The 25,296-nt window shown below is 63.6% G+C and carries 23 protein-coding genes; 10 read left to right on the top strand and 13 right to left on the bottom strand.

From position 1 onward, the window contains the following. Window positions 1-30: 30 nt before the first annotated feature. Window positions 31-678: a pyridoxal 5'-phosphate synthase glutaminase subunit PdxT gene (pdxT, locus tag AC3LB0_RS03450; RefSeq protein ID WP_488649771.1), complete on the bottom strand. Its 648-nt coding sequence runs from the start codon at window positions 676-678 to the stop codon at window positions 31-33. Further along, entirely contained in the window at window positions 650-1,549 is a 900-nt protein-coding gene (gene pdxS / locus AC3LB0_RS03455; protein ID WP_488649772.1) for a pyridoxal 5'-phosphate synthase lyase subunit PdxS, read from the bottom strand. The genes pdxT and pdxS overlap by 29 nt, the downstream gene beginning before the upstream one ends. An 85-nt stretch (window positions 1,550-1,634) precedes the next feature. On the opposite strand from pdxS, the gene AC3LB0_RS03460 reads away from it, so the two are divergent. Genes AC3LB0_RS03460 through galE form a run of 3 tightly spaced genes read left to right on the top strand, consistent with a single transcriptional unit; the run spans window position 1,635 to window position 4,486 of the window. Then, window positions 1,635-2,168 (top strand): HNH endonuclease, encoded by a 534-nt coding sequence (locus tag AC3LB0_RS03460; RefSeq protein ID WP_488649773.1) that lies wholly within the window; start codon window positions 1,635-1,637, stop codon window positions 2,166-2,168. Next, window positions 2,165-3,505, top strand: a complete 1,341-nt coding sequence (locus AC3LB0_RS03465; protein ID WP_488649774.1) for a CCA tRNA nucleotidyltransferase — start codon at window positions 2,165-2,167, stop codon at window positions 3,503-3,505. Before AC3LB0_RS03460 ends, AC3LB0_RS03465 begins: the two co-directional genes overlap by 4 nt. 9 nt (window positions 3,506-3,514) lie before the next feature. Continuing rightward, window positions 3,515-4,486 (top strand): UDP-glucose 4-epimerase GalE, encoded by a 972-nt coding sequence (gene galE / locus AC3LB0_RS03470; protein ID WP_488649775.1) that lies wholly within the window; start codon window positions 3,515-3,517, stop codon window positions 4,484-4,486. A gap of 2 nt (window positions 4,487-4,488) precedes the next feature. Here the strand turns inward: galE and rsfS are convergent, their stop codons facing one another. The 11 genes from rsfS to AC3LB0_RS03525 form a co-directional block, all read right to left on the bottom strand. Continuing rightward, window positions 4,489-4,857, bottom strand: coding sequence for a ribosome silencing factor (gene rsfS, locus AC3LB0_RS03475; RefSeq protein WP_488649776.1), 369 nt, complete (start codon window positions 4,855-4,857; stop codon window positions 4,489-4,491). A 32-nt stretch (window positions 4,858-4,889) separates the two neighbouring features. Further along, entirely contained in the window at window positions 4,890-5,567 is a 678-nt protein-coding gene (nadD, locus tag AC3LB0_RS03480) for a nicotinate-nucleotide adenylyltransferase (protein ID WP_488649777.1), read from the bottom strand. Beyond that, window positions 5,564-6,955: a GTPase ObgE gene (obgE, locus tag AC3LB0_RS03485; RefSeq protein ID WP_488649778.1), complete on the bottom strand. Its 1,392-nt coding sequence runs from the start codon at window positions 6,953-6,955 to the stop codon at window positions 5,564-5,566. Before obgE ends, nadD begins: the two co-directional genes overlap by 4 nt. A gap of 4 nt (window positions 6,956-6,959) precedes the next feature. Continuing rightward, the gene (locus AC3LB0_RS03490) at window positions 6,960-8,438 is read right to left on the bottom strand and encodes a peptidoglycan DD-metalloendopeptidase family protein (protein ID WP_488649779.1); all 1,479 of its coding nucleotides are present in this window, start codon (window positions 8,436-8,438) and stop codon (window positions 6,960-6,962) included. 140 nt (window positions 8,439-8,578) lie between these two features. Next, window positions 8,579-9,985, bottom strand: coding sequence for a transcription termination factor Rho (rho, locus tag AC3LB0_RS03495; protein ID WP_488649780.1), 1,407 nt, complete (start codon window positions 9,983-9,985; stop codon window positions 8,579-8,581). Window positions 9,986-10,131: 146 nt separating this feature from the next. Beyond that, window positions 10,132-10,788: a fructose-6-phosphate aldolase gene (fsa, locus tag AC3LB0_RS03500; RefSeq protein WP_488649781.1), complete on the bottom strand. Its 657-nt coding sequence runs from the start codon at window positions 10,786-10,788 to the stop codon at window positions 10,132-10,134. A 43-nt stretch (window positions 10,789-10,831) separates the two neighbouring features. Continuing rightward, window positions 10,832-12,571, bottom strand: a complete 1,740-nt coding sequence (pyrG, locus tag AC3LB0_RS03505) for a CTP synthase (protein WP_488649782.1) — start codon at window positions 12,569-12,571, stop codon at window positions 10,832-10,834. Window positions 12,572-12,636: 65 nt separating this feature from the next. Next, window positions 12,637-13,551, bottom strand: a complete 915-nt coding sequence (locus AC3LB0_RS03510) for a DMT family transporter (protein ID WP_488649783.1) — start codon at window positions 13,549-13,551, stop codon at window positions 12,637-12,639. After that, window positions 13,548-14,441, bottom strand: a complete 894-nt coding sequence (locus AC3LB0_RS03515; protein ID WP_488649784.1) for an ABC transporter permease — start codon at window positions 14,439-14,441, stop codon at window positions 13,548-13,550. Before AC3LB0_RS03515 ends, AC3LB0_RS03510 begins: the two co-directional genes overlap by 4 nt. After that, window positions 14,431-15,321, bottom strand: a complete 891-nt coding sequence (locus AC3LB0_RS03520) for an ABC transporter permease (protein ID WP_488649785.1) — start codon at window positions 15,319-15,321, stop codon at window positions 14,431-14,433. Before AC3LB0_RS03520 ends, AC3LB0_RS03515 begins: the two co-directional genes overlap by 11 nt. Beyond that, window positions 15,314-16,348: an ABC transporter ATP-binding protein gene (locus AC3LB0_RS03525; protein WP_488649786.1), complete on the bottom strand. Its 1,035-nt coding sequence runs from the start codon at window positions 16,346-16,348 to the stop codon at window positions 15,314-15,316. Before AC3LB0_RS03525 ends, AC3LB0_RS03520 begins: the two co-directional genes overlap by 8 nt. Before the next feature lie 135 nt (window positions 16,349-16,483). Between AC3LB0_RS03525 and tkt the strand changes: the two genes are divergently transcribed. From tkt to pgl, 7 genes are read left to right on the top strand one after another with little or no spacing between them, the layout of a single operon-like run. After that, the gene (gene tkt / locus AC3LB0_RS03530; RefSeq protein WP_488649787.1) at window positions 16,484-18,532 is read left to right on the top strand and encodes a transketolase; all 2,049 of its coding nucleotides are present in this window, start codon (window positions 16,484-16,486) and stop codon (window positions 18,530-18,532) included. Window position 18,533: 1 nt separating this feature from the next. After that, complete coding sequence (locus AC3LB0_RS03535; protein WP_488649788.1) at window positions 18,534-18,998, top strand: RpiB/LacA/LacB family sugar-phosphate isomerase; 465 nt, start codon at window positions 18,534-18,536, stop codon at window positions 18,996-18,998. After that, window positions 18,995-20,773 (top strand): glucose-6-phosphate isomerase, encoded by a 1,779-nt coding sequence (locus tag AC3LB0_RS03540; RefSeq protein WP_488649789.1) that lies wholly within the window; start codon window positions 18,995-18,997, stop codon window positions 20,771-20,773. Before AC3LB0_RS03535 ends, AC3LB0_RS03540 begins: the two co-directional genes overlap by 4 nt. A 39-nt stretch (window positions 20,774-20,812) precedes the next feature. Further along, window positions 20,813-21,712, top strand: coding sequence for a phosphogluconate dehydrogenase (NAD(+)-dependent, decarboxylating) (gene gnd, locus AC3LB0_RS03545; protein ID WP_488649790.1), 900 nt, complete (start codon window positions 20,813-20,815; stop codon window positions 21,710-21,712). Then, window positions 21,709-23,325, top strand: coding sequence for a glucose-6-phosphate dehydrogenase (zwf, locus tag AC3LB0_RS03550; RefSeq protein ID WP_488649791.1), 1,617 nt, complete (start codon window positions 21,709-21,711; stop codon window positions 23,323-23,325). Before gnd ends, zwf begins: the two co-directional genes overlap by 4 nt. A 21-nt stretch (window positions 23,326-23,346) precedes the next feature. Continuing rightward, a complete protein-coding gene (locus tag AC3LB0_RS03555; RefSeq protein WP_488649792.1) occupies window positions 23,347-24,528 on the top strand; it encodes a glucose-6-phosphate dehydrogenase assembly protein OpcA in 1,182 nt (393 codons plus the stop codon). Then, window positions 24,525-25,295 (top strand): 6-phosphogluconolactonase, encoded by a 771-nt coding sequence (gene pgl / locus AC3LB0_RS03560; RefSeq protein WP_488648091.1) that lies wholly within the window; start codon window positions 24,525-24,527, stop codon window positions 25,293-25,295. The genes AC3LB0_RS03555 and pgl overlap by 4 nt, the downstream gene beginning before the upstream one ends. The last annotated feature ends 1 nt before the right edge of the window (window position 25,296 follow it).

Here is a 25,296-nt window from a genome sequence, read left to right on the forward strand (position 1 = left end):
CGCCGTCGCGTCGTGCGTCTCTTTTGGCCCCTAGAGCGCGGCCGCTAACGCCTCGGTAACAAGCCAGCGGTGCACGCCCGTCTCTCCGGTGATCTCGGGGTGGAAGGCGATGCCAAGGATCCGCCCCTGGCGCGCCGCCACGATCCGGCCATCCTCTAGCGTCGCGACGGCGCGCGCCGACGGGCCAACCTTCACGATCTCAGGGGCACGAATGAAGACAGCCTGAATGGTGCGTGATCGACCGGCGTTGCCGAGGCCCTCCATGACCAGGCTCGTTTCGAAGGACTCGAGTTGGCGCCCAAACGCATTGCGCCGCACCTCAACATCAAGAAGGGAGAGCACCGGCTCATCACCATCGGCGATCTTCGTTGCGAGTAGGATCGCTCCCGCACAGGTGCCCAGGATTGGCGCGCCATGCTTCGCCAACGCTTTGATTGGCTTTACTAGATCCCAGCGATCCAGTAGCTTGCGCATCGCAGTGCTCTCCCCACCAGGGAGGATCAGACCGTCAACATCATCGAGATCTGTTGGAAGTCGAACCTCTCGCCCTTCAGCACCAAGTGTCTCCAGCATGCGGAGATGTTCAGCAAAGTCACCCTGCACTGCGAGGACGCCGATGATCGGCGGGGTGCGGCGCTTCGCCACGGTGCTACCAGCCGCGATTGGAGAGGCGTTCACTCTCGGGGATGGTGCGCATCTCAATCCCCTTCATTGCTTCACCAAGGCCCGCCGAAACTTCGGCAAGGATGGCGGCGTTCTTCCAGTGCGTGGTTGCCTGAACGATTGCGGCCGCAGTCTTCGCCGGGTTCTCCGCCTTGAAGATGCCGGAGCCAACGAAGACGCCGTCGGCGCCGAGCCACATGGAGAGCGCCGCATCGGCCGGCGTGGCAATGCCGCCCGCAACAAAGTTCACAACAGGGAGTCGACCCGCCTTGACGGTGAGCTTGACGAGCTCGTAGGGGACGCGCATCTCTTTGGCGGCGGCACGCAAACGCTTCTCGCTCTGTCCCTTGAGTGCGGCGATCTCTTCGGTAACGGTACGAATGTGGCGCACCGCCTCAACGATGTTGCCAGTTCCCGCCTCGCCCTTGGTGCGCATCATTGCGGCGCCCTCGTTGATGCGACGAAGCGCCTCACCGAGATTCTTGCAGCCACAGAGGAACGGCACCTTGAAGCCGTGCTTGTTGAGGTGGTAGCGATCGTCGGCGGGGGTGAGCACCTCTGACTCGTCGATGTAGTCCACATCGAGCGCCTCTAGGATGCGCGCCTCGATCTCATGGCCGATACGTGCCTTTGCCATCACTGGGATGGAGACAGCTGCCTGGATCCCCTTGATCATGTCGGGGTCACTCATGCGGGCAACTCCCCCGTCGCGACGAATGTCAAACGGGACGCGCTCCAGTGCCATAACGGCAACGGCCCCAGCCTCTTGGGCGATCTTCGCCTCCGCCGGGTTAACGACGTCCATGATCACGCCGCCCTTCAGCATTTGGGCGAGACCGCTCTTCGTGGCCCAGGTCGACGTCTTGGCGCGCTTCGGTGCCGGCATGCCCCTATTCTCGCATATCTCCCCGTCCGCCGTGGGCTAACCGGCGGTGCGAAAGGCGCAGATCCCCTGCTACGATCGCGCTCATATGAACAGTGAAGTTCTCGTTCTGAATCAGGACTACGAACCGCTCAACGTCGCCTCACTGCCGCGCGCCTTCCGACTGGTGCTGGGTGGCAAGGCCGAGATCCTCGCCGAAGGTGAACCGATCCGCAGCGCATCGCGTAGCTGGACGGCACCCTCTGTGGTGCGACTGCGCCATCGCGTGCGCCGCCCACGCCCGCGCGCCAAGTTGAGCCGCAAGGAGATCTTTGCGCGCGATGGCCATGCCTGCCAATACTGCGGCCGCACCGGCGTATCTCTGACGATTGATCACATCGTGCCGAAGAGCCGCGGCGGCGATACCTGGACGTGGGAGAACCTGGTCACCGCCTGCATGGCGTGCAACCACCGTAAGGGCGACCGCCTCCCCGAGGCTGCAGGCCTTGCGCTTCGACGCAAACCGTACGAGCCGCGCTGTGACGTATACGCCGTCTTCTTGCCATACCTGCGGCACGACGCTTACTCGGCATGGCGCGACTTTCTCTTCATCTCTGATAGCGCGGCGGCCAGCGGCGCGTGACCCCCGCGGCGGCGGTTCGCGCCGCCATCCCTCGCGACGTTGCTGACCTACTGCGCGCGCTGCGAGCGGCAGGGTTTGGCGCCTACGTTGTTGGTGGTGCCGTTCGCGATGTGATCGCTGGGAGAGTGCCAGCAGATTGGGATCTTGCCACCGAGGCCACACCAGACCAGCTGCGTGCTCTCTTTCCACACGCCACCTATGAGAATCGATTTGGCACCGTTGGGGTTCCAACGATCGACGGAGTGGTGCGCGAGATCACCACCTTCCGCGCTGATAGCGGTAGCAGTGACGCTCGCCGCCCCGACGAGGTCACCTTCCTCCCACGTATTGAGGGCGATCTGGCTCGCCGAGACTTCACCATCAACGCGATCGCCTACGGCCTCGCCCCTGGCGCAAGTCGCCGCGCCGATCCAGTTGCTGATGGAGCCATCGTCGACCCACACGGTGGCATCGACGATCTGGCCAACGGTGTACTGCGCGCCGTTGGAGATCCGACCGAACGATTCCTTGAAGATACGTTGCGCATGCTTCGCGCGATCCGGTTTGTTGCACGGTTCAACTTGTCGTTGGAGACAGGAACCGCCGCAGCGATCAAGCGCGATGCCCCACTCGCTGCGCGCCTCTCTGGTGAGCGCATCGGCGCGGAGATCGACGGGGTTCTCGCCGCCGAGCGACCAGCACGTGCACTGCAACTCGCTGCAGAGCTCGGCATCCTCGCCGCCATCGCGCCAGCACTTGCCGCCGAATGGAGCGCCGAGGTTGGCACGCGCGTCGAGGCGGTCGGTGGCGACGCGCTCTCCGATGCGCCAGACCCCCTGGGGCGCATGAGCGAGCTCTTCCTGCCGATCGCCGATGATGAGGATGTTGCAGCGCTCCTTGAATCCTGGCGCCGGCCGCGTGCAACGGTTGCAGCCATTCAGCAGATTCGCGATCTCGATCGTGCCGTGGCTGCTGCAGAGAGCGAGGCGGAACGGGGCCATCTTGATGGGGCAGCGCTGCGCATCGTGGCGGCCGCTACCACTGGTGACCCACGAGATGCCGCGCGACAGATTCGCCGCCGTGCCGCCGCCGGTCGGGCCAGTCGCGCAGCCACCGCACTCCTCAACGCATGCGTGCAGGGTGATGAGCAGCAGGCTCCCGCCGCAGCGAGCGACCTCGCCGTCGGGGGCGATCAGCTGATGGCTCACCTCGGTCGCACACCAGGGCCGTGGGTCGCCGCACTCCTTGCGCGACTCGTTGATGACGTCGCCCATCGTCGCGTGGCGAATGCCGGGAGTGACCTCCTTGCATGGAGCGAACGCATCGTTGCAAGCGAGGGGCGTGACTCCATCGCGTAGACTCTCGGTATGACGCTAGAGTCACAAACGATCTTGGTGACGGGTGGGGCCGGGTACATCGGCGCGGCGAGCGCCAATGCCCTGATCGCCAGCGGCCATCGTGTGGTCATCCTGGATGACCTCTCGGCGGGACACGCCGACACGATCCCAAATGAGGCCTCCTCGATCGTTGGGAGCTATGCCGACGGGGATCGCATGCAGAGCCTGCTCCGTGATGCACGGGTCGACACGATCCTGCACATCGGGGCGCTGAGCATCGTTGCCGAGAGCGTGGCCCAGCCAGAGCGCTACTTCAAGGCAAACCTCGTCGGCAGCATCACCCTGCTCGACGCGGCGATCGCCGTTGGCGTGAAGCGGCTCATCTTCTCCTCAAGCGCGGCGGTCTATGGCGCCTCTTCATCAAGCGTGCTCCATGAAGAGCTCCCCCTTGCGCCGGTTAACCCGTACGGGGCAACGAAGGCCGCCTTTGAGCAGGTTCTTCGCGCCTACTCTGCGGCGCACGGGCTCACTGCAATTGCGCTGCGCTACTTCAATGTTGCGGGGGCAACGGAACAGGTGACAGAGCGCCACAACCCAGAGACACACCTGCTGCCACGCCTCATGAACGCCGCGCGCACAGGGGAGCCATTCGAGCTCTACGGGAACGACTACGCCACCCCCGACCGCACCGCCGTCCGTGACTATGTGCATGTTGCCGACGTTGCCGCAGCGCACCTTGCCGCGATTGAGAAGCTTGCCGCCGAAGAGGGGCGCGGCTTCAGTGCCATCAACATTGGGAGCGGCGCAGGCACGAGTATTCGCGAGGCGATCAAGGCCTTCGAGAAGGCTTCGGGCGCGCGCATCGACGTACAAGAGCACCCCCGCCGCGCCGGTGATCCGCCCCGCCTCGTGGCTGACATCTCACGGGCGCACAGTCAGTTGGGTTGGCGCCCACGCCAGAGCGATATCAATCGGATTGTGAAGAGCCTGCTCCCGAAGTAGCGCTACTGGATTCGGACGAGCACCTTCGCATCAGACCAGAGCTGTTCAAGCTTGTAGAAGTCGCGCTCTGGCGGCGTGAAGATATGCACGATCACGCTTCCGTAATCTAAGACGATCCAGTGTGAGGCCGCCGCGCGATGGCGGTGAGCCGGAGTGATGCCGTCTTCGGCCATGCCACTGACGATGCTCTCCGTGATCGCCGCAAGTTGTGGCTCAGAGCCACCAGTGCAGATCACGAACGCCTCAGTGACGGTGGTGAGGCCGCTGACGTCTAGAACAAGAATGTCGGCCGCCTTCTTCTCTTCCGCAAGGAGGGCAACCTTTCGCGCAAGGTCATGCGGCTCAATGGCAGTTTGCTGTTTGGTTGACATGACCTCAGCGTACCGCACTAACGGCTGTGCAATTACGAGGCTGGATCAACGGGTACATCTTCCACTTCGACAGGGCGCTCGAGCACTAGCTCTGGTCGACCGCGATAGAGCCCCTCACGTCGGATGAGGTCGGCAACTGCGCCAGGGACGAGGTAACGCAGGGAGCGACCGCGCGCTGCCAACGCGCGCAACTCTCGGCTAGCGTGAGAGAGATGGAAGCCGTCGAGATAGAGGAAGCGGTCTTCCCTACCCGGGAAGTGGCGCGTAAGCCAGGCGCGGTCTGGAGTTGGCGTGCCGGGCCGCGGCAGTGCTGCGACCCGCGCCAGGTCAAGGATGCCCGTTGCGTCTTCCCACGCGTTAAACCCGAGGAGTGACTCAACGGAGAGGATCAGCGTGAGCTCGGGCGCAGCGCCACCTTCGCGCCGCTCCGCTGCGATGGCTCGAAGTGTATCAATCGTGTACGAGAGTCCAGGGCGATCAATCTCCATGCGACTCATCTCAAAGGCTGGGTTTCCGGCAATCGCAAGTGCGACCATGCGGCAGCGAGTCTCAGGATCGGTGACGCGATCGGCAACCTTATGGGGTGGTCGTGCGGCGGGAACAAAGAGCACGTGGTCAAGCTTCAGGAGTTCGAAGGCGGCCTGACCGAGGGCAAGGTGGCCATCATGGATCGGATCGAACGTGCCACCGAGGACCCCGATCCCACTCACCCTTCGCTCTCCCCGTCGTTGTTCGGAGTTGCGGCCAAGAGAACGCCATCAAGCTCAAGTGCCTCTGCCTCTTCGGCCGCGCTGAGAAGTGACGCGTCATCAGGGTCATCCCACTCAAGTGAGAGTTCGCCGATCGTGACGGTGTCGCCGCTGCGGCATCCCGCCTTTCGCAGCGCAGACTCAATCCCTTGGCGGGCGAGCTCGTGCTGGAATCGCTCTGCAGATTCTTCGCGAGCAAAGTCGGTCTGGTGAACGAGTCGCTCAATTGCCTTACCTCGAACACGGAACCCCTCACCCTCGCGGCTGACCTCGAAGCCAATCGAGGCGATCGGATTGATGCGGTGCACCACCACGCCCGCAGGCTCAGCCGGATACGAGAGCGTCTCTGCGTCAGGGAGAAGGTCTGCCAAGGCGTCGCGCAGCGCAGCGATCCCCTCCCCTCGCTCGCCGCCCGCGGCAGAGATCGGCAGCACATGGAGACCTAGCTCGCGGAACGCAGCGGTGAGTTCCGCCTCGCGAGCCTTCGCCTCTGGGCGATCTAGTTTGTTGAGGGCAACGAGGGTCGTCTTCTCGAGCAGGGCTGGGTTATGCGCCTCGAGCTCCGTGCGAATGATCGCGGCGTCACGTACAGGGTCGGGAGCCGACGCGTCCACCACGTGTACCAGCACGCGCGTGCGAGAGGCGTGTCGCAAGAAGGCGAAGCCGAGACCCGCACCGATAGATGCCCCCTCAATCAGCCCTGGAAGATCGGCAACAGTCGGTCGACGGCCATCATCAATGCCCAGCTCCAACACACCTAAGTTCGGCTCGAGGGTGGTGAAGGCGTAGTCACCAATCTTTGGCTGCGCCGCGGTGATGGCGGCGAGTAGCGTGGACTTCCCTGCATTTGGCAGCCCAACAAGGCCAACATCAGCGATCAGTCGCAACTCAAAGCGCACCTCGCGCAGCTCGCCCGGCTCCCCCTTTTGCGCGTGGCGGGGGGCTTGATGTGTCGCCGTGGTGAAGTGCGCATTGCCAAGGCCACCACGGCCGCCTCGCACCAGCAACACATGTTGCTCCCGCGAAACCAGGTCTGCGATCAGGTCTCCACTCTTTGCATCAAAGATTGCCGTGCCTGGTGGCACGCCAATCACCAAGTCGCGCCCAGCCTTGCCGTGCGACGTTTTGTTCCCGCCCTGACTCGCGTCGCCTGCAACGTATCGCCGCTTGACCTCAAAGTCCCGCAGGGTCGTCTGTCCCGTATCAACCGCAACGTAAATGCTGCCACCGCGGCCACCGTCGCCGCCATCAGGGCCGCCGCGTGGCACATGTGACTCGCGACGCATCGTCGATGCGCCATCACCGCCGCGCCCGGCGGCAAGGTGGATCTCTACAATGTCAAGAAACATTGCGTTACGGGAGGAAGCGCGCTGGGTTGTAGAGCGTCGAGGAGCCCGCAAGCGGGAATCCTCGAGAGACGACGAAGTGCAAGTGTGGGCCGGTCGCGCAGCCAGTTTGGCCGATGCGTCCGATGCGAGTTCCACGCGTCACCTTTTGGCCGGTGCTCGCGACGATGCCGGAGAGGTGGTAGTAGCCGGTGTAGAGATTTGATCCGTGCGCAATGATCACCTGGTAGCCGCCGCAGTTGTTGCGCCACCCAGTGAAGACCACGACGCCGTCACCTGCGGCGACGACTGAGGCACCGTAGGCATTAGAGATATCCATGCCGAGGTGGGAGCGCGTAAATCCACGCACATATCGACCACCCGGTACGGGGTATCGGAATTTCACGCCGCTGTAGACCGCCGGAAGTGGTCCCGTATAGCCGATAAGCCCATCGCCTCGAGTAAATGTTGGTAGCGCAGCGCCTCGTCCACCAGGGAGCACCAGGACCATCCCTAGTACAAGGTCCACCACCTTTAGCTTGTTGTAGGTACGAATGGTTGTGGGTGTAACTCGATACTTTGATGCGATCGACTTGAGCGTTTCGTGTTCACGCACCGTCACGACGATGCCGCGTGTATCAGGAACGCGAAGGCGCTTACCCACCGCTGGATTGTCGGCGGACTGCAGGCCGTTCGACCAGATCAGCTCCATTGAGGAGATCTTGTATCGTTTCGCGATCGCGGCAAGCGTCTCACCGCGTGCGACCACATGAATGAGCACGTGATCGCGGCCGTCGGCCACAACGATGTCAATCGCGGCGGGGAGCTCTAGTGTTCCATCGTCAAGGAAGATCGGCCCGTCGATTGCCGTTGTCGCAACAACTGAGTCCGGGGCTTGCACAACCACCTCGGTCGCACGCATCGAGAAGGTGCTCTCTATTGCAGTTTCTCCAATGAGTACGCCGTCAGACACTGCGGTGTTCTCTGCGATGCCATCTGAGGCAAATTGGTCTGGGTTCTCGGTACCGCCCCACTCCGTCGTAAACGTTGGCTCATACGCTGCGCTCATGCCTACACCCATACCGCCGTCATCCAGCGCCTGGGTGCGAGCGTCGACGGTTGGTCCTGGGAGCAGGCTTGCAATAATCGCGACGCTTAAGAGCCCTGCGATCACGGCGGGCATCGCTCGTTCCGGCTCACGACCGAGCTTGCGCAACCCTGAGTCGAGTGAGCGCCGTCGGTGACGCAGCGACCGAAGGATGCCGCGCTCCTCAAGCGCTGGGGTGACCTTGTGGGCGATTGTCGCGACCACAAGTCCAGTGGTGCGGGTTGCAAGGGTGGGGTGAACACGGACTCGTCGAGGGAGCGGGTGCCTCAGGAACTCTCCAGCGCGGAAGAGGCTCAGCCGGATGGCACGCTCACCGCTACGCTCAAGGAACGATCGGAAGGCGAGGAGTCGACGGCGGATGGCCGCGGCGAGGCGGAAGGTGGGACTTCCAGCTCGCACATTGCGATGCTGGGATCCGCGGGCAGACGTTTTTTGGCGCTTCACATCTGGCATTCCAGCCTCCGATCTCCGCCTTAGTCTACCCCTCGGCTATGCCGCCGAGCGGGGCACCCTGGCACACGCGGTGCCTCGTGCGTGGGCTACGAGGGGTTTGACCCCTCAGTGCCCTTGGTGAGCGAGGCGAGGAACTGCGCGTTCGACTCGGTCTTGGCAATGCGGTTGAGCAGGAGTTCAATCCCCTCATTGGCGCCAACGGCCGAGAGCATGCGGCGCATTGTCCAGACCATCTTGAGTGTCCCCTCGTCAAGGAGGAGCTCCTCGCGGCGGGTGCCGGAGCGCTGCACGTCAATCGCCGGGAAGATGCGCTTCTCGGCCAACTTGCGGTCGAGCACAAGTTCGGAATTACCCGTCCCCTTGAACTCTTCGTAGATCACATCGTCCATCTTCGAGCCGGTGTCGACCAGGCAGGTACCGATGATGGTGAGCGAGCCGCCCTCTTCGAGCTTTCGCGCTGCACCGAAGAAGCGCTTCGGTGGGTAGAGGGCAATTGGGTCGATACCGCCCGAGAGCGTTCGCCCGGATGGTGGAAGCGCCAAGTTGTAGGCACGCGCCAGTCGGGTGATGGAATCGAGCAGCACGACCACGTCAGCGCCGGCCTCGGTGCGGCGCTTCGCAATCTCAAGCGCCATCTCGGCGACATGCGTGTGGTTCTCGGTCGGCTCGTCGAAGGTCGACGAGATAACCTCGCCCTTTACAGAGCGGCGCATGTCGGTGACCTCTTCGGGTCGCTCGCCGATGAGGCAGACCATCAGGGAGATCTCTGGGTAGTTCGCCGTGACGCCTTGGGCGATCTGCTTCAGTAGGCTCGTCTTGCCGGCCTTCGGTGGCGAGACGATGAGGGCGCGCTGCCCCTTGCCAATCGGGTTTACGAGGTTAATGAGGCGCTGCGAGAGGTTCGAGGGGACCGTCTCAAGGTTGATCAGCTCAATCGGGTGAATCGGTGTGAGGTCGCCGAAGTGTGGACGTTGTCGCGCCGACTCTGGGTCGGTGCCGGAGACGATCTCAATACGGAGCATTCCCCAGAACTTCTCGCCCTCGCGCGGTGCGCGAATGACGCCGCCGATCGTGTCGCCCTGGCGCAAGCCGAGTCGGCGCACCATTGGCGACGGAACGTAGACATCGTCGGCACTTGGCAGGAGGCCATTGCGTCGAATGAAGCCGTAGCCGTCGTCGACGATTTCGAGAATTCCCTCCGCCCAGATCTGACCCTGCTCGTCGGCCTGCGCCGTGAGGATCTTCTGGATGACCGCGGTGAGCTCCTCTTGCTGCGTGGCCACGACGCCGAGCCTCTTTGCCGCGGCAATCAGTTCGGTCGCCGTCATGTTGGCGAGAGCGGCAAAGGTGACGAGGCCTTCGGCGGCAAGGTCGGCCTCGGAGAGCACCTCAACGTCAGCCGGAAGCGCGCTCTGCGGCATGCGCATGGAGTTTGGGTTCGGTCCGCCGCGGCGGGGTGGTCGTCGTGGGCCGCGGTTTCGTCCGTCGTTCATATCAGTTGGATACCTTCCTCTATCTGTGGGTGGCTGCATCCCTGGTAGGCGGAACTGCGCCGCGTTCACTGTGCAGTTCGGGGGGGTGAGTGAACTCTATGGCAGCCGCTGCCGCTCGTCAAGAGCCCGCAGGATCGGGCCCGTAGCTACTTCTCGGAGGTGGCCTTCGCCCAGTCCGACTTGAAGATCGCGATCCCCTTATCGGTGAGTGGATGCTTCGTCATCTGCTCAAGCACCTTGAGTGGCATCGTCGCCACGTGCGCCCCCGCCAGTGCCGACTCTGTGACGTGTCGTGGGTGGCGGATCGAGGCGGCGAGGATCTCGCAGTGGTCGAGCCCCTCGTAGTTCGCGAAGATCTCGGCGAGTTCTTGGATCACGATCATCCCGTCTTCATTGATGTCGTCGAGTCGGCCAACGAATGGGCTGATCAGCGAGGCGCCCGCCTTTGCCGCCATGAGCCCCTGGTTCGCGGTGAAGATCAGGGTACAGTTCGTCTTGATCCCCTCGGCGGCGAGGCGGCTAATTGCCTCAAGGCCGGCGGTCGTCAGGGCGACCTTGACGACGATGTTCGAAGCGATCTTCGCAAAGGCGAGACCCTCTTTGACCATGCCGTCGGCGTCATCGCTCATGACCTCAGCCGAGACCGGGCCCTTGGTAAGGCCGCAGATCTCCTTCAGGATCTCCTCGTACGAGCCGCCAACCTTCGCGTAGAGCGACGGGTTCGTGGTGACGCCGTCAACGACGCCCCACTTGATCCCGGTCTTGATCTCTTCAATGTCAGCGGTGTCCAAGAAGAACTTCATGGTGCCCCCTCAATACTGAATGGCTTAGCCCGATGCTGGGCGATTACGCGTTTGATCCGTTGCTGCGCTTTGCCGCCTTGGTGGCGGCGGCCTCGACGGCACGACTTCGCTCAGCCTTCGCCGCCTCATCATCGCGCACCCCAACCATTCGTGGGGTGTACGAGGCGAGGCGCCCGTCGCGCAGTGCCACAGCGGCGCCAACGAACCCGTCAAAGAGTGGGTTCGGGCGCAGCGGTCGGCTGGTGAATTCGGGGTGGAACTGGCTGGCCACGAACCACGGGTGGTCGGCGAGCTCGATGATCTCAACGAGGCGGCCATCGGGCGACACGCCTGTGAAGCGCATGCCGGCCGCCTCGAGCTGCGGCTTGAAGCGATTGGCGACCTCAAAGCGGTGGCGGTGACGCTCGTACACAACCTCAGCGCCATAGACGGTTGCGGCGCGGCTCCCAGGGGTGAGCTTGGCGGGGTAGAGGCCGAGGCGTTGTGTGCCCCCCTTCTCTTCAACGCCACGCTGGTCAGGGGTGAAGTCGATCACGGGGTGCTTGGTGAACATGTCGAATTCGGTCGAGTTCGCATCACTGGAGCCGAGGGCCTCGCGCGCGACGTCGATCACCGCAATCTGCAGGCCGAGGCAGAGTCCCAGGTACGGGATGCGCTCCGTGCGCGCCATATGCGCGGCGCGGATCTTCCCTTCAATGCCGCGGTAGCCGTAACCACCTGGCACCAAGATGCCGTGCACGCCGGCGAGTTCTGCGGAGAGGACGGCAGGCTCGGCATCATCGAGTCGCTCGGCGCTCACCCAGCGCACGCGCACATCAACGCCGTGTGCCCAACCGGCGTGGCGCAGCGCTTCGGTTACCGAGAGGTATGCATCAGGAAGTTCGGTGTACTTGCCAACGATGGCGATCTCAACGGCAGGCTTCTCGGCGACGATCTCAGTGGCGAGCTTCTCCCAACGCGAGAGGTCTGGGGTGGTTGCTGGGAGACCGAGTTCGCGCACGACCAGGTCGCCAAGGCCGAACCTCTCGAACTGCAGCGGCACCTCATAGATGGTGCGCGCGGTGGTTGCGGGCACGACCGCCTCAACGGGGACGTCGGTGAAGAGGGCGATCTTCTCGCGGACGTCGTCTGGAACCGGATGGTCCGCGCGCAAGATGATGACGTCGGGCTGAACGCCGCTACCGCGCAACTCCTTCACGGAGTGCTGGGTCGGCTTCGTCTTCAGTTCACCGGTAGCGGCGAGTTCTGGAAGGAGCGTGACGTGAATGTAGAGCGAGTTGCCGCGGCCAACATCCTTCTTCAGCTGTCGAATCGCCTCAATGAACGGCAGCGACTCAATGTCGCCAACGGTGCCGCCAACCTCAACGATCACCACATCAACGTCATCGCCGCTCAGGCGCAACACGCGCTCCTTGATCTCGTTGGTGATGTGTGGAATGACCTGCACCGTGCCGCCGAGGTAGTCGCCGCGACGCTCGCGTGCGATCACGGTGGAGTAGATGCGCCCCGTGGTGACGTTGGAGGCCTGCGAGAGATTGACGTCAATGAAGCGCTCGTAGTGCCCGAGGTCGAGGTCGGTCTCTGCGCCGTCGTCGGTAATGAAGACCTCGCCGTGCTGGTAGGGCGACATGGTGCCCGGGTCAACGTTGAGGTAGGGGTCAAGCTTGATCACGGAGATGCGCAGACCGCGCGCTTTGAGGAGGAGGCCGACAGAGGCGGCGGTGATTCCCTTACCGAGAGAGGAGGTGACACCACCAGTGACGAATACGAACTTCGTCGTCATTGGTCGCTCTCCCTCCATCACTCAAGGTGGGGCGCTCGGGGTTTCCCGAACGAGCCTGACGGAGTCTATCGCAGGCGACGGCGGAACGGGGAGGTCGTTTGGCGCCCTGCCCAGATGCCCAAGAGGATGAGTGCGCCGCCGAACGCCTGAATTGGCGCAGGGGCCTCACTGAGCACAGCGGCAGAGACGACGACGGCGAGGAATGGCACCAGTAGCTGGAAGCTGGCGACGCGGGAGACACCAACGATCGGCACTGCGGTGAAGTACAAGACGTTGGCGAGGCTGCTCGATCCGAGCGTGGAGAAGACCAGGCCGAAGATGGCGGCTGGAGGTGGCGCGGCAAGCCCGTCGAATTGCCCAGCGGCAATCGCGGAGATGAAGAGCGCACCGCCACCGAAGATCATGCTCCAGGCGGTCCAGGCAATTGCCCCAACGCGCGGAATAACGCGTGCGCCTGCAATCAGATACGCCGCCCAGCAGACCGCGGCGGCGAGTGTCATCAACACACCGGTAGTCTCGCCACCGAATGCACCTGCCCCTTCACCAAGGGCAACGGCCACAACGCCGGCGAAGGCAATGATGCCGCCCACGGCAACCGCAGGCTTCAGTGGATCGATGCGCAGCAGTGAGGCGAGGATCGCCGTGAGAAACGGCGTCACCGCGATGAGGAGCGCGCTGGTACCCGCATCAATGGTGCCGAACGCACCGGCCCAGAGGAGTTGATACAGGCCCTGCCCGATCACACCAAAGAGTGCAGCGGCAAGCAGGTCGCGACGTGCCATGCGGAAGTTTGCACCGCGCATGACTGCCCAACCGAGCACCAAGATGCCAGCCGCAGTGATGCGAATGGCAGAGAACGGGAGCACAGGCCAAACCAGTACCGCCGATTTAACAACGGTGAAGTTAACGGCCCAGGTCGCCATGGCAACGAGCACGCCGAGCTCGGCGACGGCGCGAACGCTCAGTGGGGCGCGGCTCACGAAGCGGTATTCCGGTCGAGATACCCCTTCTCACGGGCACGATCGATCCCTGCCACAAAGAGGCGTGGTGAGATAAGCCAGATCACCGCAGTACCCACGGCAAGGATGAGCAGGAGCTCGTTGGTGGGCATGGTGCCGAGGATACCTGGTGATGTCGTGCCGAGGAGCGCGCGGCGCAACCCCTCAATCCACCAGGTGATTGGCAGCGCCGCTGCAATGTTCTGCACGGGCCCTGGGAGCACCTCGAGCGGGAAGATCGCACCGCAGAGCAAGAAGACGGTTGATGAGACAGCCTGCGGATAGGACCACGCATCATTGCGCAGCTGCACGCAAACGCCACCGAGCACGATGCCGAGCCCAACAACAGAGAGGAGCCCGAGTGGCAGGACCACTGCAACGAGCAGCAGGTCTGGCCCGCCCGCGCGCATCGGTACACCGAGCAGCATCCCTGCGCCGATCACGATGAGGGCACTAAACCCGGCGATGCTCGCCTTCACCAGCGAGCGACCAATCGAAACAGGAAGAAGTGACGACGGCGTTGCGAAGATGTAGCGAATGGTGCGGTAGCGCTCGCGGTCGTCGAGTAGCGCATGTGTTGGGCCCTCAAGTGCTGCGCTAACGATCTGGAAGACGGCCTGACCGATCACCACAAATCCAATCGTCGCAACGTTCAGCGATCCACCAATGCTCAGGACGGCGAGAAAGAGTCCGAGAAATGCGAGCGGCCGAACGATGAGGAACGCAACGAGGTAGATCGGCTCCGCCCAGTTCCCCTCAATCGCCCACGCAAGTCGCGCTGAGGCAACAAGGGAGCGAGCGGCATCTGCAGCGCCGCCGCGCAGTGGGCCGAACGGTCGCACCTCTGGTGGCGACCCTGCGCTAATCGGCACGCGCCAACAACTTTCCACCGGCACGACCAACGCGCTCGATGTGGGCGAGCAGCACTCGCCCGATCACACCAAAGACGATCGTCATCACCAGCAGAATCAGGAGCTCAACGCCGACAGGCAAGATTCCTGTCGCAGCGAGTTGGGGCACCGCGACCTGGCGTAGGGCGTCAATCGCAGGGGCGAGCGGCAAGATGCCGAGTGCGACCACCCCTGCAGTGCCCATCGAACGCACCGGCGCGTAGACGCCACCCAGCAGTTGCATCGGCTCGTTCAGGAGGCTGCCGAGGTGATCTGCCTCACGCCCTGAGATCAAAAAGATCGAGGAGAGACAGACGCCGAGCGAATACATCGCCGCCACCCCCGCGAGAATCACCAGCGCAAGCAGGAGCGGATCGGCAACCTGGTACTTCGCTCCGAAGAGGAGCACGCCCGCCGCCGTGATGATCACCGCTCGAATCACCACACCAAGGGCACCGCCGATCGCCATGCCGAGCGCAATGGCGCCGAGGCCGACGGGGGCGGTGATATAGAGAAGGAGGTTCCCGGAGTCGCGCTCCCAGTGGAACTGCGCCCCCATCATCCAGACCACGGAGATCCAGAAGGAGAGGAGTGCTGTCGCCAAGATCGTGGAGCCGATCCAGGCCTCATCGACACCGCGCGAGCGGAGCAGGAAGACAATGGAACACATGCCGAGAATCGGGAAGACAAGATCAAAGAAGAGCCACGATGGCTCGCGTGCTGCACCGATAACCCGCGGATAGGCGCGTGCCAGCACTGAGGCGAAGGCGTGGCGCGTTCGGCGACCCAAGCTCCAGGTGGCCTCTTGGTGAATGCGCGAGATGAGTGCGGTGGCCTCGGCGCCGACGACGCTGTTACCCATTACTCACCTCGTCTGATTCGCTAATGCCGCGACCGACAAGCTGCACAAAGACCTCTTCAAGTGTCGGCTCGCTCTTCGAGATCTCTCGTAGGTGCGCACCACCTGCAGCGAGTGCACTGATCACACCGCCGAGCGCAGCATCTTCCTTCAGGCCGATCGCGAGTCGCAGCATGGGCGAACCGACGCCAGAGGCGTCGGTGCCATCGGCGTCTCGCGCCGCGACCGAGATCACGCCGGGGAGTGCGCGCAGCGAATCCAATGACATTGATGCAGGCAGCGCATCAATGCCAACGATGAAGAGTGCATCCTTCTGCACCATGCGCTTCAACTCCGTTGGCGTCCCCTGCGCCAAGATGCGCCCATGGTCGACAATGGCGATGCGATCGCACATCTCATCCGCTTCCGCCATGTAGTGCGTTGTGAGGAGTACGGTTCGGCCAGGCTGCTCCGCTTGGAAGGCGCGCACGCGATCGCGCACATCGCGCGCGGCCGAAACGTCGAGACCGATCGTCGGCTCATCAAGAAAGAGAATCCATGGGTCGTTAAGGAACGATCGCGCAAAGTTCAACTTTTGGCGCTGCCCAGTTGAGAGGGCGCTGATCTTGCGATCACGAATGTCATCAATGCCGAACGAGGCGAGCTGCGCATCGACCTTCGCCATCCCCTCGCGGTACGGCAGGCCGTAGAACTGGGCGAACATCGCCAGCTGCTCACGAACCGTCAGCAGCCCGTACCCAGAGAAGTCACCGCCGGCGACCAGGTTCATGATCCGGCGCACGCGTGCCGTCTCGGTGACGACATCAAGGCCGAAGATGGATGCGGATCCAGTGCTCGGAAGGAGAAGGGTGCTCAGGATTTTGATCAGCGTGCTCTTCCCCGCGCCGTTTGGGCCAAGCACCCCGAAGAGCTCACCAGGCTCAATGCGCAGGTCGATGCCGTCCAGTGCGGTGACCGGGCCGCCCTTCGCCTGAAAGACGCGGCCGATTCCCGTTGCGTTAACGGCGGCAGGCGAGGTTGATCCCGACATATCTCCTCCTTCAGAAGGGTGGCGCCATGGCGGTACGGCGCACGAGCAGTGAGTCTACAATCTCCCTGCAGCACCGAGGCGCATGTGGCAACTCCGCGCCGACGGTTCACCTGCCTGTTATGGATGGAGAAACCCATGGATCCGCGCCTCGACCAGTCGGCCGTCACCACGATTCGCACCCTCGCGATCGATACGGTGCAGGCGGCCAACAGTGGACACCCAGGCGCGCCGATGGGCTGCGCACCAATGGCACACACCATCTGGTCACGACACCTTCGCCATGCACCAGCAACGCCGAGCTGGTTCAATCGCGACCGCTTCCTCCTCTCCAACGGACATGCGAGCGCACTCCTCTACTCGCTCATCCATCTCGCCGGCTACGGGCTGACCCTTGACGACCTCAAGGCGTTCCGCCAGTGGGGCTCGCTCACGCCAGGGCACCCAGAGTTCGGCCTGACCGCCGGCGTTGAGGCCACCACTGGCCCACTCGGCCAGGGATTCGCCAACGGCGTTGGTATGGCGATCGCAGAGCGCCGCCTCGCCGAGGAGTTCAACCGCCCAGGGCACACGGTCATTGACCACCGTGTCTTCGCCATCGTCTCCGACGGCGACCTGCAGGAGGGGATCGCCTCTGAGGCCGCGTCGCTCGCAGGGCACCTGAAGCTCAGCAAGTTGATCTATCTCTGGGATGACAACCTGATCCAGCTCGACGGGCCAACATCCACCGCCTGGTCAGAGGATGTGCTGAAGCGCTTTGATGCCTACGGCTGGCACACCGCCCGCGTCGAAGATGGCAACGACATCGAGGCGATCGATCGCGCCATTGATTGGGCGATCGCCGACGAGCGACCGAGCCTGATCGCGGTGCGCACCGTCATCGGCTTCGGTTCACCAAATAAGGCGGGGAGTCAGAAGTCGCACGGCGCGCCACTCGGCCCTGATGAGGTGAAGCTCACCAAGGCCGCCTACGGCGTTGACCCCGACGCAACGTTTGTCGTACCAGCCGATGTCGCCGCCCTCTATAAGGAGCGCAGCGATCACGGCGCCACGCTCGTCGCGGCACATGCGAAGCAGCTGCTCGCTTACGCCACCACCTTCCCTACTGAGGCCGCTGAACTGCAGCGCCGCATGGCGGGAACTCTTCCCGCTGGTTGGGAGAGCGCGCTACCGAAGTACGAACTCGGCGGCGATGCCCCAACGCGCAACGTCAGCCAGTCGAGTATTACGGCGCTCGGCGCTGTGCTTCCAGAGTTGATTGGGGGCAGCGCCGACCTCTCGGAGTCGAACCTCACCGACATTCATGGTGGTGGCAAGTTCACCGCCACCGATTCGGGCCGCAACATTAGCTATGGCGTGCGCGAGCATGCGATGGCAGCAATTGCGAACGGCATCTCGTATCACGGTGGCTTGATTCCATTCGTGGCAACGTTCCTGACGTTTAGCGATTATCTGCGTGGTGCACTGCGCCTCGCAGCACTCGCAAATATCGGCAGCATCTTCGTCTTCACGCACGACTCCATCGGGCTCGGCGAAGATGGCCCAACGCATCAGCCGGTCGAGCACTACGCCGCACTCCGCGCGATTCCGAACGTGCGCTTCTTCCGACCTGGTGATCCGAATGAGGCCGCAGCGGCGTGGGGGGTTGCCATTGAGCGACGACACGCGCCAACGGTGCTCGCCTTCACACGACAGAAGCTGCCCGTACTCGCCGGCTCCATTACTGGAGCTGCTGCAGGCGTACGACGTGGCGCGTATGTGCTTCGCGAGGCAACAGGTGCCGTCAAGATGATCTTGATTTCGACGGGCTCGGAGTTGCACCTCGCCGTTGCGGCGGCGGAGCAGCTGGAGGCTGCCGGCACACCGACGCGCGTCGTCTCGATGCCATGCCCCGAACTCTTCGGCGAGCAGGACGCGGCGTACCGCGAGTCGGTGCTTCCCGCTGCATTCCGTGCGCGCGTCGCCATTGAGGCGGGTGTGAGCCTGGGCTGGGATCGTTGGTCGGGGACCGACGGCGCCATCATTGCGATGGACCGCTTCGGCGCATCGGCCCCAGCGCCAACCCTCTTCAAGGAGTTCGGCTTTACCCCTGAGCGCATCGTCGAGATCGCCAAGGGCGTGCTCGCGGGCAGCGTGCACGGCGTCGTTCCGACGCCACACCTGCACGACGGGCATCAGGTTCGCTGAGGTGGCACGCCGCCTTGCCGTTGCCGCCGACCATGCGGGTGCTGCGCTAAAGGCGGCGCTCGTTGCCCGGATTGCTGAGATCGCCCCTGACTGGAGCGTCGCCGACCTTGGTGGCGATGGGAGTGACCCAACCGACGATTACCCCGACTCCTCACGTGCCGTGGCCGAGCGCATGATCGCCGGCCAGGCCGATCGCGGCCTGCTGATCTGTGGCTCGGGGATCGGCGTGACGATCGCCGCGAACAAGTTCCACGGCATTCGCGCCTCCATCGCGCACGATCCAGCTTCGGCCCGACAGGGGGTGGTGCACGACGACATGAATGTGCTCGCCTTCGGCGCGAACATCATCTCTCTTGATACGGCGCTTGAGACGCTCGCCGCCTTCTTGCAGGCCGAGCCGAGCAGCGAGGAGCGATACCTCCGCCGCACAGCGAAGGTTGCCGACATCGAAGAGGAGCAGTCGTGACCGCTGAGCCACGACTCCCCTTCCGCGCTCGCATCGGACGAGCCTCAGACCTGGCAGCCATTGAGAGCACCTTTGAACGCGCCCGCACCGGTGAGTGGGCGGTACGACTCGCCGCTCGCGATGCAACGCTCTGGAGCAACGACGTTGAGGTGCAGGAGAAGATTGCGAATCGTCTCGGTTGGCTCGATGCACCAGAGCACTTCACTACCGAGATTCCGTCGCTCGAAGCGTTCGGCGACGCACCAGTCGCCGGCGCAACCACGCGCGTGAAAGACTTCGTTGTTGCCGGTATGGGCGGCTCCTCGCTCGCCCCAGAAGTACTTGCACGCGCATTCGCCGACATCACCGACTGGGGCAAAGCGCGCATCTGCGACTCAACCGACCCTGAGGCGGTACGTAGTGCCGTTGCCGGTCTCAGCCCAGAGAGCAGCTACTACCTGCTTGCGAGCAAGTCAGGCACCACCACCGAGACACTCTCCTTCGCGGCGTACGCGTACGAGCTCAACCTGCAGCAACTGGCCGCGAAGGGTCTGACACAGGACCCAACCGCAAACTTCGCCGCGATTAGTGATCCGTCGCCGTGCGTTGATGGGGTCACGAAGGTAATCAATACAAGTCGCCTCTTCTTGAATCCTGCTGATATCGGTGGGCGATACTCTGCGCTCAGCTTCGTTGGCCTCGTGCCCGCGGCGCTGCTCGGCATTGATCTTGATCCGCTCCTCGCTTCAGGGAGTGCTGCCGTTGCGCAGAGCCGCGATCCAGAACCGGCGGGGAACCATGCCCTTGCACTCGGTTGCATCATGGGCGCACTGGCACGCGAGGGTCGCGACAAGGCGACGCTCATCGTTGACGAACCGATTGATGGCTTCGGCGCATGGGCTGAGCAACTCGTTGCCGAGAGCACGGGGAAGCATGGTGTTGGCGTTGTTCCCGTTGATGGCGAGCCGCTCGGCGCCGTGAGCGTGTACGGCGAGGACCGACTCTTTGTGCGCATCAAGTTGGATGGCGGCACGGCGCCACGCTGCGCCGATGGCTCCGCTGTTGAGGCACGTCTTGACGCACTCGCCGCCGCAGGGCATCCAGTGCTGGAGTGGACGCTCAACGATCGCATCGACATTGGTGGGGAGTTCGTGCGCTGGGAGGTCGCGACCGCATTCGCTGGTGCTGTTCTCAACATCAATCCGTTTGATGAGCCGAACGTCACCGAGTCGAAGACGAATACGGCCAACGTTCTTGCCGAACTCGCGGCGAGCGGTGCGCTTCCAGAACTGCCTGTGAAGTGCTCGGTCGACGGCCTGCAGCTGTGGGTCGACGATGCGCTCCCAGCCGCATTCGCCGACGATGCAGAGCGGCTGATTGCCGGTCAGTTCGATCGACTCGGCGCGCGCGGCTACATCGGCATCCAGGCGTATATCGCCAGCACCCCAGAGCGCACCGCAGCGCTCACCAAGCTGCGCCTCGCCCTGCGCGACGCAACGGGGCGAGCCACCACCGTTGGGATTGGGCCACGCTTCCTGCACTCCACAGGGCAGCTCCATAAGGGTGGGGCGCCGATCGGCTGGTTCCTGCAGATCGTCGCTGGCCACCCACGGGATCTCGCGATCCCAGGGCGGCCATACAGCTTCGGCCAGCTGATTGACGCTCAGGCGCTCGGCGACGTTCGCTCACTCGCCGACCACGGGCTCCCCGTGCTGCGGGTGCACCTGGGCGACGATCCAGACGCTGGGCTCACGCGCCTTACGGCGCTCATCGAACGGGTGCTCGCAGTTCGCTAGCATCGGTATGCAAGAACACCAATAGTGAAGGGGGAGATCATGCAGATCGGATTTATCGGCCTCGGCAAGATGGGCGCCAACATGGTGAGGCGGCTGGTCCGCAACGGCCACGACGTGGCGATTTGGAACCGCTCCCGCGAGAAGACCGATGAGGTCGCCAAGGAGGGCGCCAAGCCGACCTACACCGTGAAGGAGCTGGTCGACAGCCTGACCTCCCCGAAGCGCGTCTGGGTCATGGTGCCGAGCGGTGATGCCACCGAGGCGATGATCGACGAGCTGATCCCCCTCCTCACCAAGGGCGACACCATCATTGATGGCGGCAACTCGAACTTCCACGACACCATTCGCCGACACGAGAAGCTCGCCGGTCACGGCATTCACTTCATCGACGCTGGAACCTCTGGCGGCGTGTGGGGCCTGGAGAACGGTTACTGCATGATGGTCGGCGGCGACGCTGCGCCAGTGAAGGCGCTTGAGCCAATCTTCATCACGCTGGCGCCGAAGGATGGCTTCATGCACTGCGGCGGCTCAGGCGCTGGCCACTACGTGAAGATGGTCCACAACGGCATCGAGTACGGAATGATGCAGTCGTATGCCGAAGGGTTCGAGATCCTCGCGAAGTCGCGCTACAAGCTCGACCTCGCCAAGGTGAGCGACCTCTGGATGCAGGGCTCGGTCGTACGCAGTTGGCTCCTTGAGCTTGCTGCACGCGCCTTCCGCGCCGAGGGGAGTGACCTGAAGGGGATCAAGGGTTGGGTGGCCGACTCCGGCGAGGGGCGCTGGACGGTACAAGAGGCGATTGACCTTGATGTGCCAGCTCCACTCATCACCCTCTCACTGCTGACACGCTTCCGTTCGCGACAAGACGATTCGTACTCAGCAAAGGTGCTCGCCGCACTACGCAATCAGTTCGGTGGCCACTCGGTGAAGTCGGAGTGAGTCCACAATCGCCCGCTGAGGGGCACGCAACGATTCGTGATTTGCGGCTCGGCCGCAAGACACGAAAGCCTGCGGCGAAGAGGGGGGCGAAGAATCCGCTTCGCTCCGGACTGCGCATTGAGCGCGTTCCTGATCCGAATGTGGTGGTCCTCTTCGGTGCAACGGGTGACCTCGCGCACCGCAAGGTCGTGCCCGCACTCTTTCACCTCTGGGTTGGCAACCTGCTGCCAGAGCGATTCGCACTCGTCTGTTTCGGTCGAAGACCGTTCAGCGATCAAGAGATCCGTACGGCGTTGCGCACCTCTCTTGATAAGCATGCGCGCATCACCCCTGTAGATGACGAGCGGTGGGCGGCGTTCGCTTCGCGTATCACCTATCACCAGGGCGGATTCGATGAACCAGATGCATACGCATCGCTGTCAACGAAACTTGCCGCCATCGACACGGAGTCCGGCACAGATGGGAATCGCCTCTACTACCTCGCCACTCCGGCCTCATCGTTCCCAGAGATCGTGCGAGGGCTTGGTGCTGCAGGGCTCGATCACGAGAAGGCCGATAGTGGCTGGCGTCGCATCGTTATTGAGAAGCCGTTCGGCCGTGACCTCGAGACGGCGGTAAAGCTCAACCGCGAGGTTGGCAAGGTGTTCCGCGAGTCGCAGGTCTATCGCATCGACCACTACCTCGGCAAGGAGACTGTGCGCAACATCTTGATCTTCCGCTTCGGCAACCTGATCTTTGAGCCGATCTGGCACCGCCGCTATATCGACCATGTGCAGATCACCGTGGCAGAGTCGATCGGCGTTGAGGGGCGCGGCGCCTTCTACGAAGAGACGGGCGCGCTGCGCGACATCTTGCAGAACCACCTCCTGCAGCTGCTCACCCTTGTGGCAATGGAGCCACCGGCAAACCTCGAGGCCGATGCGCTTCGCGACGAGAAGGTGAAGGTGCTCCGCGCCATTCGGCCGATCCCTGTTGAGAAGGTTGATCAGTCGGTGGTTCGCGGCCAGTACGGCCCAGGCTGGGTTGGCGCCACCGAAACGCCTGGCTATCGCAGTGAGCCAGCGGTCGACCCCGCCAGCGAGACCGAGACGTTCGTCGCCGCCCGCCTGGAGATCGACGACTGGCGTTGGGCGGGTGTCCCCTTCTACCTGCGTGCCGGGAAGCGCCTCCCGAAGCGGGCCACCGAGATCGCCATCCAGTTCAAGGATGTTCCACAGCGCCTCTTCCCCACGGTCGGCGATGAGCCAGAGCCGAACCTTCTCGTCATTCGCATTCAGCCTGACGAGGGGATTCAGCTCCGCTTCGCAGCGAAGGTCCCTGGCCTGGGGATCGACGTTCGCCCAGTGAACATGGACTTCGCCTACGGCTCCGCCTTTACCGTCGAGAGCCCCGACGCCTACGAGACGCTGATCCTCGACGCACTGTTGGGCGATGCGTCGCTCTTCACGCGCGCCGACGAGGCGGAGGCGGCTTGGCGCATCGTTGACCCAATCATTGATGCGTGGGTAGCCGGTGCAGAGCCAGAGATGCCGAACTACACGTCAGGCACCTGGGGTCCTGAGGCGGCAGACGAGCTCCTCACACGAGAGGGGCGCCGCTGGCGCCGCCTCTAAACCGGCGGAGGCGAGACACCGATGGGCCTCAACTCCATCCTCGCCTCGTCACTACGCTGGTCTTCAAGCGCCACCACCGTCGCTGAAGCCGACGAACTCCTCGCCAAGCTCTGGGCGAGCAGCGAGGCGCGCCGCTTCCTCGTTTCGGACTCGCCTGCGGCCGTAACCACGCCCGAACCGATCGCGGTGCGCACCGGCGTGATGAACCTTGCCGTTGTTGCCAACGGTGCCGAGCGCGCCGCACATGCGGCATCCATCCTGGCGACGCTGCCGCGCAACCCGTCGCGCACCCTCTTTATCGTTCCGCGTGACCCAGAGGGCCCCGCCACCTTTGCCGCCCGACTCGAAGTCTTCTGTGCCGTCACGCCACGCGGCGACGGCACATCGGCCTGCACCGAGCTGCTCTGGATTGATGTTGGCGGCCCTGCGGCACATCATCTCGCCAGCATCGTGCCGCCACTCTCGCTGCACGATCTTCCAACGCTCCTCTGGTGGGATGCCCCGGTCAACGCGGCAGCCAGCGATGTGCGCCAACTCCTTCGCGGTGTTGACCGCGTCATCATTGATGGTGCAACGCAGCCGGGCGACGGCCTCTCAACGATTCGTACGCTCTTCACCGCAGCTGAGGGCGCTGGTGTCGCACTCACCGACTTCGCACTGCTTCGCCAAGGGCGTTGGCGTGACTCCATCGCCACGATGTTTGACGAAGAGTCGGCGACTCCATTCCTCAGCGCCATCAGCAAGATCTCCGTCGACTACTCAGGTGGAAAGGGCTCCAGCGCCTCGATCAACGTCGTGCGCCCCGCCTATCACGTGGCGTGGCTCGCCTCGCGGCTCAACGCTTCAATCCAGACGCCGCTGCACTTAGGTGACGGTGCTGGGTGGCGTGCCGAGCTCCGCGATCCAGCGCGACAGCCAATCGCGGTTGAGTTGAACCCTGTTGATTCGGTGCTCGGTACGGGCACAACGATCGCCGTGCGCATTGCTGCGGATCGACGTGGTGATCACTTTGATCTTGAGGTTCGTGCCGACTCAACCTCCACCCGTGCAATCGCCAAGATCAACGGAGCAGTGGTACATGAGCGAACCTTCCAGGCACCACGTTGGACCGAGTCATCCCTACTGAGTGAGTCGCTCGAGTTCGGCGAAGTGGACCCACTCTCTCCGGCAATTTTCCGCACCATGAGCCTGCTAATCGGATGAGCGGCCCGACGGTTCGTATCCTGCGCGACGCTCAGGGCGTTGCAGAGGCAGCTGCGGACCGAGTGATTGAAGCGGCAACCACTGCCGTGGCCGCGCGTGGAGTCTTCCATCTCTGTACCACTGGCGGCTCAACTCCGGCGGCGCTCTATCGCGCACTGCGTGAGCCAGCACGAGCCGCCCGCATGCCGTGGACGCAGACGCAGATCTGGTTCGGCGATGACCGCTTTGTGCCACGTGCCGACCCGCTCTCGAACATCTACCCGCTCGACACCCAGATGCTGAGTGCAAGCGCCGATGGCGCTCCCTCACCGCTTTCGCCAAGCGCCGTGCACCCTTGGCCAACAAGCGCCGCTGACGCACCAACCGCCGTGAGCGCCTACCTCGAGGAGCTGCGTGGCGCTGGGGTGCCGCATACGTCGGCGGGCTTCCCCATCTTCGATCTGGTGCTCATCGGCATTGGCGGCGACGGCCACTGCCTGAGCGTCTTCCCTGGTTCGCCCCTCGCCCTCGACGGGGCGCCGGTCGCCGCGGGTGTCCCAGCCCCCACCCACATTGAGCCACACCTGCCGCGCCTCTCCTTCTCGCTCGGCGCGATCACGGGCGCCCGTGCGGTGCTTGCCCTGGCCCCTGGCGCTGGGAAGGCCGAAGCGCTTGCGCGCATCTTCAACAGCACAACAGCAGTCATCGACGCGCCAGCGAAGGCGGCGCTGGTCCCAACGGCAATATGGCTCCTCGATACGGCCTCGGCCGCGATCTTACCCTCATAGC

The sequence above is a fragment of the Candidatus Limnocylindrus sp. genome (assembly GCF_040397235.1).
Lineage (GTDB): Bacteria > Chloroflexota > Limnocylindria > Limnocylindrales > Limnocylindraceae > Limnocylindrus.